The 11126-nt window shown below is 70.1% G+C and carries 11 protein-coding genes; 2 read left to right on the top strand and 9 right to left on the bottom strand.

What is annotated here, in order from left to right; all coding sequences use genetic code 11:
* The 5 genes from ACWDEX_RS17760 to ACWDEX_RS17740 form a co-directional block, all read right to left on the bottom strand.
* A partial coding sequence (locus ACWDEX_RS17760) for an RNA-guided endonuclease InsQ/TnpB family protein (RefSeq protein ID WP_450464423.1) occupies nt 1–1048 on the bottom strand: 1048 nt, incomplete at its 3' end.
* A 420-nt stretch (nt 1049–1468) separates the two neighbouring features.
* Complete coding sequence (locus ACWDEX_RS17755) at nt 1469–2182, bottom strand: TetR/AcrR family transcriptional regulator (RefSeq protein ID WP_450464422.1); 714 nt, start codon at nt 2180–2182, stop codon at nt 1469–1471.
* Nucleotides 2183–2359: 177 nt separating this feature from the next.
* Nucleotides 2360–3295 (bottom strand): RNA polymerase sigma-70 factor, encoded by a 936-nt coding sequence (locus ACWDEX_RS17750; protein ID WP_450464421.1) that lies wholly within the window; start codon nt 3293–3295, stop codon nt 2360–2362.
* 61 nt (nt 3296–3356) lie between these two features.
* On the bottom strand, nt 3357–3740 hold the full coding sequence (locus ACWDEX_RS17745; RefSeq protein WP_450464419.1) for a DoxX family protein: 384 nt from the start codon (nt 3738–3740) through the stop codon (nt 3357–3359).
* A 50-nt stretch (nt 3741–3790) separates the two neighbouring features.
* Complete coding sequence (locus ACWDEX_RS17740; protein ID WP_450464428.1) at nt 3791–4264, bottom strand: carboxymuconolactone decarboxylase family protein; 474 nt, start codon at nt 4262–4264, stop codon at nt 3791–3793.
* Nucleotides 4265–4459: 195 nt separating this feature from the next.
* Here ACWDEX_RS17740 and ACWDEX_RS17735 point away from each other — a divergent pair, with 195 nt between their 5' ends.
* Entirely contained in the window at nt 4460–5404 is a 945-nt protein-coding gene (locus tag ACWDEX_RS17735) for a LysR family transcriptional regulator (protein WP_450464417.1), read from the top strand.
* 21 nt (nt 5405–5425) lie between these two features.
* Here ACWDEX_RS17735 and ACWDEX_RS17730 read toward each other — a convergent pair whose 3' ends face one another.
* The 3 genes from ACWDEX_RS17730 to ACWDEX_RS17720 are packed head-to-tail and all read right to left on the bottom strand — an operon-like array spanning nt 5426 to nt 7967.
* On the bottom strand, nt 5426–6199 hold the full coding sequence (locus ACWDEX_RS17730) for a serine hydrolase (RefSeq protein ID WP_450464415.1): 774 nt from the start codon (nt 6197–6199) through the stop codon (nt 5426–5428).
* Nucleotides 6193–7725 (bottom strand): N-acyl-D-amino-acid deacylase family protein, encoded by a 1533-nt coding sequence (locus tag ACWDEX_RS17725; protein ID WP_450464413.1) that lies wholly within the window; start codon nt 7723–7725, stop codon nt 6193–6195. The genes ACWDEX_RS17730 and ACWDEX_RS17725 overlap by 7 nt, the downstream gene beginning before the upstream one ends.
* On the bottom strand, nt 7722–7967 hold the full coding sequence (locus ACWDEX_RS17720; RefSeq protein ID WP_450464412.1) for a hypothetical protein: 246 nt from the start codon (nt 7965–7967) through the stop codon (nt 7722–7724). Before ACWDEX_RS17720 ends, ACWDEX_RS17725 begins: the two co-directional genes overlap by 4 nt.
* A gap of 160 nt (nt 7968–8127) precedes the next feature.
* Between ACWDEX_RS17720 and lysA the strand changes: the two genes are divergently transcribed.
* Nucleotides 8128–9402 carry a diaminopimelate decarboxylase gene (gene lysA / locus ACWDEX_RS17715; RefSeq protein ID WP_450464410.1) on the top strand — a complete coding sequence of 425 codons (1275 nt, stop codon included), beginning with the start codon at nt 8128–8130 and terminating at the stop codon, nt 9400–9402.
* Here lysA and ACWDEX_RS17710 read toward each other — a convergent pair.
* Nucleotides 9399–11027 carry an IS200/IS605 family accessory protein TnpB-related protein gene (locus ACWDEX_RS17710; RefSeq protein WP_450464409.1) on the bottom strand — a complete coding sequence of 543 codons (1629 nt, stop codon included), beginning with the start codon at nt 11025–11027 and terminating at the stop codon, nt 9399–9401. The genes lysA and ACWDEX_RS17710 overlap by 4 nt on opposite strands.
* Between the last annotated feature and the right edge of the window lie 99 nt (nt 11028–11126).

The raw sequence follows: 11126 nt of genomic DNA, 5'->3' as shown, positions 1-11126 counted from the left end.
TCCAGTCCCGCACGTGCAAGGGTTTCGGACCGTCGCGGTGTCCGCAGGTGGAGCACACCTGGCTGGTGGGCTCGAACCGTCCGACCTTCACAAAGGCCCGCCCGTACCGGGCCGCCTTGTACTCCAACATGCCCACGAACTGGGACCAGCCCGCATCGTGCACACTCTTGGCCAACCGGGTACGCGCCAGACCGCCCACCGCCAGGTCCTCCACGGCCACCGCTTGGTTCTCACGGATCAGCCGGGTGGAGAGCTGGTGCTGGAACTCACGACGCGCGTCGGCCACCTTCGCGTGGGCGCGGGCGACCTTCAGGCGGGCCTGGGCCCGGTTCTTCGATCCCTTCTGCTTGCGGGACAGCTCCCGCTGCGCCTTCTTGAGCTTCTTCTCCGCGCGGCGCAGGAACCGCGGGGAGCCGATCTTCGTACCGTCGGACAGGACCGCGAAATGGGCCAGTCCGAGATCGATGCCGATGCTCTGGTCGGTGTCAGGCATACGGGCCGCGTCGGCGGCCGGGTCGGTGTCGATGACGAAGGAGGCGAAGTACCGGCCCGCCGCATCCTTGATCACGGTCACGCTGGACGGGACAGCCGGCAGGGTGCGCGACCACTTCACCCGCACCTCACCGATCTTCGGCAGGCTCAACCGCCCGGACGGGGTGAGGGACCAGCGGGCGTTCGCCGTGAACCGGATCGACTGCCGAGCGTCCTTACGCGACTTCATGCGCGGCGCGCCCAGCTTCGGGCCCTTGCGCTCCCCTTTCAGCGACGCGAAGAAGCTGCGGTAGGCGCTCTCGACATCCCGCAGCGCCTGCTGCAGCACCACCGCGGAAACCTCCCCCAGCCACGCGCGATCGGGTGTGCGCTTGGCCTGGGTGATCAGAGTGCGGGACAGGACCGCGGCCGTCGGGAACGGCAGGCCCTGCCTGCGGGCGTCCTCGCGGGCGCGCACCGCGTCATTGAACACCACACGGGCGCACCCGAACGCCCAGGCCAGCGCGGTGCGCTGGCCTGGCTGCGGGTACAGGCGGAAGCTGTACCGAAGCTGCACGCAGGTCACTCTACGTATGTGGGGTATGCCTTATAAGCAGAACATCCGGACTGGTCGGCAATGTGCTCTGTGATGCACATTCACTTGGACTTCGTGACCAAGTCCCGGCACAAGGTGTCCACGGATGCTCATCTACGGCGCACGGGCAGATCATGCGGGCGGTGCCGGACATCGAACAGCAACCGTCCCACGCGAAGCCCTGTCCGGCTCCGCCGGAGGACCACCGCGACGCTCCGCCTCGCCCCTTTCAGATTGGCTTCACCACCGGGGTGAAACCCCGGCGCACTGCGAATGAATCCCGGTAGCGCGTACCCACGTGTCGCCGACGCCGGGCCGCGAGAAACCTCGCGGCCCGACGTGTGCGGCGACACAGCAGAGCGGCCACGCCCGAGCGCGCGCACATGTGCCAAAGACGCCTGTTCAGGCTTGGCCGGGCGCCAGTGCGAGTTGGGCGGCCGCGCTCTCCAGCAGCATCTCCAGCGCCGTCGGGTAGGCGCTGGTGACCATGCGGGTGGCGAGGAGGGGCGCGGCCTCGGCGATGCGCGGGTGGGTCACGGCCGGCAGTCGGGCGTACGTCGAGCGCCACATGTCCTCGTCGGCGCGCAACGCGGCGCTGGGCAGGGCCAGGGAGGCGGCGTCGAGCGCGGCGAAGGCGAGCGTCTGGTCGATGAACGCGTGGTAGATCCGCACCGTGTCGGGCAGCGGGAACCCGGCCGTGCGCAGTACCTCCAGGACCGCCTCGTCCGCCGCCAGTTCGTTCGCCCGGCCGGTCACGCGGCTGGTGGTGAGTTGGGCCGCCTGCGGATGGGCGAGATAGGCCGCGTGAATACGCAGTCCGAGGCCCCTGAGGTCGGCCCGCCAGTCCCCCGATGGCTCCCAGCCCCGCAGCGCCTGTCCGATGAGGGCGTCGCCGATGGCGAGGGTGAGGTCGTCCATCCCACGGAAGTAGCGGTAGAGCGCGCTCGGGTCGCAGTCGAGCGCCGCGCCCAGGCGCCGCGCGGTGAGTCCGGCGCTGCCGTGCTCGCGCAGCATCCGCAGCGCCGTCTGGACGATCAGACCCTCCGACAGCACGGTGCCGCTCTTGGTGGGGCGACGCCGGCGCCGTCTCTCCTCGGGCACGACTTGCTTCGGCATCGCGACCTCCTTGCCCAGGCTTATGCCAACAGCATCGACCTTACGAGGTCGCGGGGCGTTGTATCCACGCCGGGGTACGCCTCCTCATCCGCACGACGAACAGGGAGTTCGTGCCACCGCGGACAGGTGCCGTGCGGTCGCGGAATCCGAGCTGCCTGGTGAACGAGCCGACCCGCACTACTCCCGAGGCGCGTTCGACAGCCGACGGGCCTGCTTCACCTCGCGGTCAAGGGCCCAGGCGTCGGCGACCGGCCCGATGTGGCCGAGCTTGTCAGGATTGATCACCGTGCGGATGGTCTGGATCTGTCCGTCAAGGACATCGAGGGTCAAGGCGTACAGCACCTTGCCGTCCCGGTCGCGGAAGATCGCGCCGGGCTGGCCGTTGACCTCGTGCGGCTCGAACGTCACGTCGACCCGGCTCATCAAGGGGAGGACCGTGCACAGCACCCGGGCCACGTTCTTCGCGCCCATGATGGCCTTGGCCAGCTGCGGGGCCTTGCCGCCACCGTCCCCGACCAGCTGCACATCGGCGGCCAGCAGTTGCTGCAGCCCGCCCATGTCACCGCCCTTCAGCGCGTCGAAGAACCGCGTCGCCAGTTCCTGCCGCTCCTGCTGGTCCGCCGCGAACCGCGGCCGCCCGGCTTCCATGTGGCGCCGCGCCCGCACCAGCAACTGCCGGCATGCCGCCTCCGACCGCCCCACCGCCGCGGCGACCTCGTCGAACCCGAAGGCGAACACCTCCCGCAGCACGAACACCGCCCGCTCCAGCGGGCTGAGCCGCTCAAGCAGCAGCAGCGCCGCCATCGACACCGAGTCGGCCAGCTCCATCGCCCGCGCCGGATCCTGATACGGATCGCTCAGCAGCGGCTCGGGAAACCACGGGCCCACGTACTGTTCCCGCCGCACCCGTGCCGAACGCAGCACATCGATCGAGATCCGCGTCACCGCGGCCGACAGAAACGCCTTGGCCGACGTGGGCCGGGTCGACGAGCCGTCAAAGCGCAGCCATGTCTCCTGCACCGCGTCCTCGGCCTCACCCACACTGCCCAGAATCCGATACGCGATCGAAAACAACAGCGGCCGCAGCTCCTCGAACTCCTCGACCTTGCTCACACCGAACCCCTTCCCCCCCGACGCCCTCACACCGGCTGTACCAGCCGGCGCGGGCATCTTCTCAGCTGATGAAGGACTCGGGGCCGAAGCGGCCCCATGCCACGAATGCCGCGAGCGCGAGGTAGACCACGTTCACCGCGACCAACTTGGACTCGCCGCGTCGGCCGTGCGTGATCATCGCGCCGACCATCAGCAAGACCCAACACACGGCGGTCACCGGCACCAGGACCGGTGCGATGTCGACCACAGCGGGCAGGGTCAAGCCCATCGCGGCCAGGACCTCAAGGACGCCCAGCGCCTTGACGAAGCCGAAGCCGAAGTCTTCGATCCATTCCCCGCCCTGGGCCGCGGCCAGTTTCCTCGTGGGCACGAATGTCTTGACAAGGCCGCCGAACAGAGCCACCGCGGCCAGCAGTCCGGCACCGACCCACAGTGCAACGTTCATGAGGTCGTACTCCTGTTGCCCGACATGTTTCCTGATGTTTCCTGCACCCCTCAGTGGAACTGCCCGACCTCGTAGCTGCCGGCCGGCTGCTGGGTGATGATGTTCAGTCGGTTCGCCGTGTTCATGAAGGAGACCAGGATCACCAGGGCGGTGAGCTGCTCCTGGCCGTAGTGCTTGGCGGCATTGGCCCACACTTCGTCGCTGACTCCGGTAGCCGCGTCCGCGACCCGGGTGCCCTCCTCCGCCAGCGCCAGCGCGGCACGCTCGGCCTCGGTGAAGACCGTGGCCTCCCGCCACGCCGCGACCAGGTTGAGCCGCACCGAGGTCTCGCCGGCAGCGGCGGCATCCTTGGTGTGCATGTCGATGCACACGGCGCAGCCGTTGATCTGACTCACGCGCAGCGCCACCAGTTCCTGCGTGGCGGCGGGCAGCGGCGATTCCTTGAGCAGCTTGCCCGCCGACATGAAGTGCTTGAGGACCTTGCCGGCGGTCGGGTCGGCGAAGAAGTTCAGTCGCGCGTCCATGGTGTGCTCCTCTGTGGTCATCAGTGGTTACACCCCTGAGACGAGGTAGCCCGATCCCCTGTGACACGGCCCTATGTGACCTACGTCTCCTGCCCGTCGGCCCGGCGCCGTCGGCAACGGCCGTGTCTCGCCGGCGGTCGGATAAGGCTCCGACGCGTGATCGCCAACCGCGCGTGAGCTGGTTAGTCTGCCGACATGCTGAACACGCACCGCCTGCGCATCCTGACCGAAGTCCATCGGAGTGGAAGCATCGCCGGGGCGGCACGCGAGCTGAAGCTGTCACCGTCCGCGGTGTCCCACCAGCTCTCCCAGCTCGAGAAGGAGGCGGGAGTCAGCCTCGTCGAGCGGAGCGCCCAGAGTCTGCGACTGACGTCCGCGGGGCGGCGTCTGTCGCTGCGAGGGCAGGAGGTGCTGGCGTTGCTGGACGCCGCCGAGAAGGACCTCCTGGCACAGTCGCGGGCCGACGCCGGACACTTGCGGATAGGGTTCTTCGCCTCGGCCGGGTACCGATTGCTGCCGCAGGCACTGTCGCGGTTCTCCAACCGCTATCCCGGTGTCGAACTGGACCTCGTCGAGGGGCAGCCGCACGAGTTGGCCCTCAGTGTGCAGCAGGGCGAGATCGACGTGCTGGTGGTGTTCGAGCACGCACTGGACCCATGGACTCCGCCGGAGGGGGTGCAGGTCCGGGAGTTGATCCGCGAGCCGCAACTGCTGGTGGTGCCGAGCGGGCATCCGGCGGGTCGGCGCAGCCAGGTCCGACTCGACGAGTTGGCCGGCGAGCAGTGGATCACGTCGTTCGGAACGGGCAGTCCGGTACGGTCGGTGCTGGAACGTGCCTGCGCCCTGGAGGGCTTCGCCCCCAACATCCGCTGCCGCAGCGACCATTACGAGGTCATCGTCGGCCTGGTACGGGCGGGGATGGGGATCGCCCTGGTACCGAGCCTCGGCATCAACGACACCACCGGGCTGGAGACGACCCGGGTGTCCGGGCCGCGCCTGTACCGGAAGATCGGCGTCGCCTCGCGGCCCGGGAACGCGAACCCGGTGCTCGGCACGTTCATCGCGTACCTGGTGAGCGCGGCGTCGAACCTGCGGAGCATCCCAGGGGGGCCGGGGCGCTCCGCAGGCGCGCGTCCTTGAGTCCCGTGTTCCGGGCGGACGTCACCCGGTGAACGCTGCGATCCGTGTCCCGATCGTGCGCATGGCCTGCACCATCTCGAACTCGCGGCCGGGCGCGCAGTTGGTGAGCACCGCGTAGCAGACCTCCCGCGCGCCGCGTACGACGCCCACGTCGCACCGAATCCCGATGTCGGTACCGGTCTTGTTCGCGACCCAGAGACGATCGAGGGGCACTTCCTGGACCGAGTCGTCCTCGGGATCGTGCGGGATCGTCGCCGCCACCATGCTCCGGTCGCTGCACGCGGCCATCCAGCCGAGCAGGAGGCGCGCCCAGGGCGCGGGGCCGGCGATCTGCTGTGCGAGGGCGGCGAGTTCTCGTGCCGTGCCGACCGCGAAGGTCGGGGGGTGCTCCGGCAGCCGGGGCTCGCGGATGAGGTCCAGGATCCGCGTCCGCGTCAGCCCGAGTTCCGCGGCGCCCTTGTTGACACGGTCGAGGCCGACCCGGCGGATCAGGGCGTTGGTCGCGGTGTTGTCGCTGACGGCCGCGGTCAGCCGCGCCAGGTCGGCGATGGTCCACTGCCGGGGCGAGAGCCTGGCCAGCAGGCCCGAGCCGCCGCAGTAGTCCTCGTCGAGCAACTCGACTTGCTCGCCGGCCTCCAGAGCGCCACCGGTCAGGCCGCGCGCGACCTCCGCCAGCAGGAGCAGCTTTCCGACGCTCGCCAGGGGCAACTGCTCGTCCGCGCGGTGCTCCAGCAGACCGGGTACCACGACCGTCAGCGTGCCGGGGAGTTCCGGCGGTGGGAAGGCAGTCAGCATGCCAGCACCTGCCCGGGTCGCGCGCCGGTGACCGTACCGTCCCGAACCACGATCGTCCCGGCGACGAGGACCATTCGGATGCCGACGGGCGTCAGCAGCGGCTCGGCGAAGGTGGCACGGTCGGCGACCGTTGCCGGGTCGAAGACCACGAGGTCGGCGTGCGCGCCGTCGCGCAGCACGCCTCGCCCGGTCAGGCCGAACCGCGCCGCTGTTGCTCCGGTCATCTTGCGTACGGCCTCCGGGATCGACAGCAGTCCGAGGTCGCGAGCATAGTGGCCGAGGACCCGTGTGAACGTCCCGGCCCAGCGCGGATGCGGGAGCCCGGGTTTGGGTACGCCGTCCGAGCCGATCATCGCGAACGGCGTGCTCAGCACCCGCTGGACGTCGTCCTCGCGCATCGAGTGGCTGATGATGGTCACGTCCCCGTCCTCGGCGAGCAGCAACTCGGCCACCACGTCCAGGGCATCGGCCCCGCGCTCCTCGGCGATGGACGCGATCGTGCGGCCCTGAAGGTCGCGGTGCCGCGCGGCACCGGCCACCGAGATGCGGTCCCAGCCACCGTTGCCGACGGTGTTCTCCCAGCCGGGAACGCCCTCGGCGATCGCCGCGCGCATACGTGCCCGCTGCCCGGCGTCACGCAGTCGCTCGAGCATCCGGGCCGGGCCGCCGTCGTGCGCCCAGGGCGGCAGCATCGCGGCGAGCGCCGTGCTGGCGGCGGTGTAGGGGTAGACGTCACAGGTCAGGTCCATGCCCTCGGCGCGCAACCGCTCCAGTCGCGGAAGCGTCCGCTCCGTGCCGCCCCAGCCGTACTTGCCCGCGGTCTTGTGGTGCGAGACGTGCAGGGCCGCGCCACTGGCCTGCGCGATCGCCACCGCCTCGTCGAGCGCCTCCTCGACGCGGGACATCTCGTCGCGCAGGTGCGTCACATACGGCTTGCCGTGCCGGGCCGCCACCGTCGCGAGCGCGGTGACCTCGGCGGTGTCCGCGTAGGAGCCGGGCGTGTAGATCAGACCGGTCGACAGCCCGGCGGCACCGGCGCTGAAGTTCTCGTCCAACACCTTGCACATGTGGGCGAGTTCGGCCGCCGTGGCCGGGCGTGCGGCGTAGCCGACGACGGCTGCGCGCAGCGTGCCGTGTCCGACGAGCGAGACCAGGTGGTTGGCGCGGCCGGAGGCGGCGTGCGCGTCGGCGAAGTCCGCGAAGTCCTTGTACGGCCCGGGGAACGCGCTGTCGCCGCAGTTGCCGCAGACCTCGACGGTCACGCCCTGGAGCACGGCCGCGTGCGCCTGCTCGTTACCGGTCCCGTTGAGGGTCGTCTCGTCGGAGTGTGTGTGCGCGTCGATGAATCCGGGTGCGACGACATGCCCCGAGACATCGACGACCCGGTCGGCCGTGGCGGCCGTGCCCGGCGCCACGATCTGGACCCTCCCCTCGACGACGCCGATGTCCCCGGCCGTCAGTGGCGCACCGGTGCCGTCCGCGATCTCGCCGCCACGCAGCAGCAGTTCGAAGTGGCGCTCGCTCATCGCACCGGCCCGAGGTCGGCGACCTGTGCGGCGCCGGTGCGCGCGCTCTCGCACGCCGCGCCCGGTGTCTGGTGCGGGCCGGCGAAGGCGCGGACGGCCCGGTCCCGGCGCGTCTTGCGCGCGAGGACCGCGGTCGGGTTCGGGGGCATGGTTTTCCTCACGGGAGTGCTCGGCACGGACGGACCCAGCGTGCAGCGACAGGTGGCGCGCTCGCCGGGAGCGTCGAAAACCTCGCGGCTCACGCACCATTTCCTGTGCGGCTGTTTGCCGGGCGGTCGGCGGCATCCATGGTGACGGCCCACGCCGCCGCACATCTGCCGCCCCGGCGATGGAATCGACTCTCAGCGAGCAGTTCCTCGACGCTCCACCGGTCCGTGCCGGTGCGTTCCCTAGCTTGGCGGCATGGGCAGCAACACAGTGATGGACCAGGTGTGGCCGCGCACGGCGGCCTGGGCCGAGGGTGAACTCCGCCTCGGAGGGCTCGGCGTACGGGAACTCGCAGCGGAGTTCGGCACGCCGGTCTACGTTCTCGACGAAGACGACTTTCGCGCGCGCTGCGCGGCCTGGCCGGCCGCGTTCCCCGACGGCGACGTCCACTACGGCGGCAAGGCCTTCCTGGCCCCGATGGTGGTCGGCTGGCTGCGGGATCTCGGGCTGTCGCTCGATGTGTGCAGCGGAGGCGAACTGGCCGTGGCGCGCAGGGGCGGGATGCCCGCCGAGCGTGTGGTCTTCCACGGCAACAACAAGTCCGTGGCCGAGATCCGCGGTGCCGTCCAGTGGGGCATCGGCTGCATCGTTCTCGACTCGTTCCAGGAACTGGAGCGGGTGGCCGAGGTCGCACGGGCCTGCGGTACCCGGCAGGCCGTCATGATCAGAGTGAAGCCCGGCGTGGACGCGGACACGCACGCCTCGTGGGCGACCGGCGGCGAGAACACGAAGTTCGGGCTCTCCATGGCCTCCGGTGAGGCGGCTGAGGCGGTGCGTCGGGTGCTGGCCGAGCCGAGCCTGGACCTGGTCGGCCTGCACTCGCACATCGGTTCGCAGATCTTCGACCTCGGCTCCTTCGCCACGGCCGCGCACCGCATGGTCGGCTTCCTGAGGGAGGTCGAGGAGGAGAACGGCGTCACGATCGGCAAGCTGGATCTCGGCGGCGGCCTCGGTGTCCCCTACTTGCCCGGCGAGAACACCGCCCCTACCCCGGCGGAGCTCGCCGAGGTTCTGCGGGCGGCGGTGCCGGCGGACGTCAGGATCGCCGTCGAGCCCGGTCGGTCGGTGGTCGGGCCGACGACGGTCGCGGTCTACGAGGTCGGAACGGTCAAGGGCCGTTTTGTCAGCGTGGACGGGGGCATGAGCGACAACCCGCGTCCGGCGACCTACGGCGCGGCGTACACGGCCGTCCTCGCGTCCCGCACGAGCGACGCGGCAGCCGAGAACTTCACGATCGTCGGCAAGCACTGCGAGAGCGGCGACATCCTGGTCGACGGCGTCGACCTGCCGGGCGACGTACGTCCCGGCGACCTGATCGCGATTCCCTGCTCCGGTGCCTACCAGCGCTCGGCGGCGAGCAACTACAACCTTCTCCCGCGACCGCCGGTCGTCGCCGTACGCGACGGCGCGGCACGCACGATCGTACGCCGCGAGACCGAGGAAGACCTGCTGCGCCTGTACCGTTCCTAAAGACTGAGCGGGGGTGAGTCCTGTTGCCAGGGCCCATGCTCAGTCGAACGCTCCGAACGGTGTTGGGCGTTCTGGTCCACCGCGTTCGCTCCGCGTCCGGTTCCGGCGGATCGTGTCCGTGGTCCGGGGATGCGGGGGCGGTTTCCCTCACGCCCTGGGATGCCTGGTCGGGCCTGGACGGTCCGATGCCCGCACCCATCACTCTGGTGGGTGCGGGGCGGTGTCGTCCGTCGCAGGATCGGGTGTCCCAGGGCGCGCCTGCCGATCGCCACGGCGGCAGCGTCGTGGCGTGTGGTGGTGCGAGTCTTCGTGGTGAGGGGCTTCTGCCAGTGCTGGGCGCCCCAACGGCTGGTGTAGGCCGGATCGACGGCAACAAGGGTGATGCCGAGTTCGGAGGCCATCGACACGAGCCGGGCCCGCAGCTTGGAGACGGGCATGCCGGAGATCAGCTTGCGGAACCGCTTGCGCTGCCCGTGCTTCTCCCGGGTCTTCTCCGCGCCGAAGTCCAGGTCCTCGATCGCGATCGACAGGCCGTGGCGCTTGGCCCAGTGCAGGAGGCGGATGAGGGCGTGCCGCACCTGGGCGTCGCGGTGCGTCGCGGTGCCCGTGAGGTCGTAGTCGAACCTGCGGGGTGCGCCGACCGGATTGCCGTGGCTGTCGAGGCGCCAGGCGGCCAGGTGGTCGGCGTTCATGTCCACACCGATCAATCCGCCCGTGCGGGCTGCCTCCAGCGGCACGGTCTTGATCGGTGGGAGCTGCCAGGAGGCGGTCAGATACCAGCGTGCGCGCGTGACGTCGTAGTGGATGCGGTAGGCCACGGCCCGGTTCGCGGCCACACGGTCGGCCCACTCCTGGCTACGGTGGGCGAACCGCACGGTTGCGGCCAGCACGTACCGGCCGTTATCGGCGTTGGCATAATCGGCGAGCGGGGCCGGGAGCTTGATGCTGACCTCGCCGTCCGGGCTGACACGGACCGTCTCGTTCCCGTACCGCTTCCCCGACTCCCCATCAGCCTGAAGAAACCAGCGCTCAGCCTCCCACCGCAGCCGCCACTCGCCCTCAGTGAGTCGGGCGGCTTCGAGGTGATGCCGGGTGCGCAGCAGCTTCTTCCCGCCACGCACCACCCGCACGCGTCCGGCCTCCCACTCGGCCCGCTCACGCTCCAACCGGTCCTTCAATACGTGCAGACGCCGGGACTTGGCATACCACTCCCGCTTCGAGCGGTAACCACCCGGCGCCCCCTTGGAGCCCTTCGCCCCAAGCGGTTGCGCAAGCCGGCGCGCGATCACGTCGACGCCCGCCTGAAGGTTCTGAATGTGGGCGTGCTGTCCGCGTCGTGCCAGTGCCCACTGGTCATGCGTGGACTTGGTGATACTCCCCGCCCACCGCGAGGAAGACTCCCCCGTCAGGGCGCGCTTGCGCCGCGCCCACTGCCCGCTGTCGTGTTCCAGGCCGGCCGCACAGCGCGCCTTCAGATCACGGGAGCCCAGCGAGCCGAGCAGCCCACCAACAGCACGCAGCACCCTCTCGTCCTGAGCACTCAGCCCCTTGAGACGGGTACGGACGGCAACCCCCAACGGTCCGGGCACCACGAACGACGCCGCCACCTCCCGCAACCCGCCCACATCCCACCCCCACCACTGAAGACCCCCATCACCGCAGTCAACGAGCACCCGCCCGCACAGGTCACGCACTCGACACAAGAACTCCCATTCCCATCCCCA

The organism is Streptomyces sp. NPDC001020 (genome assembly GCF_053599115.1).
Note: the sequence above shows the minus strand (reverse complement) of the source record. Positions and strands in the feature narration are given on the sequence as shown.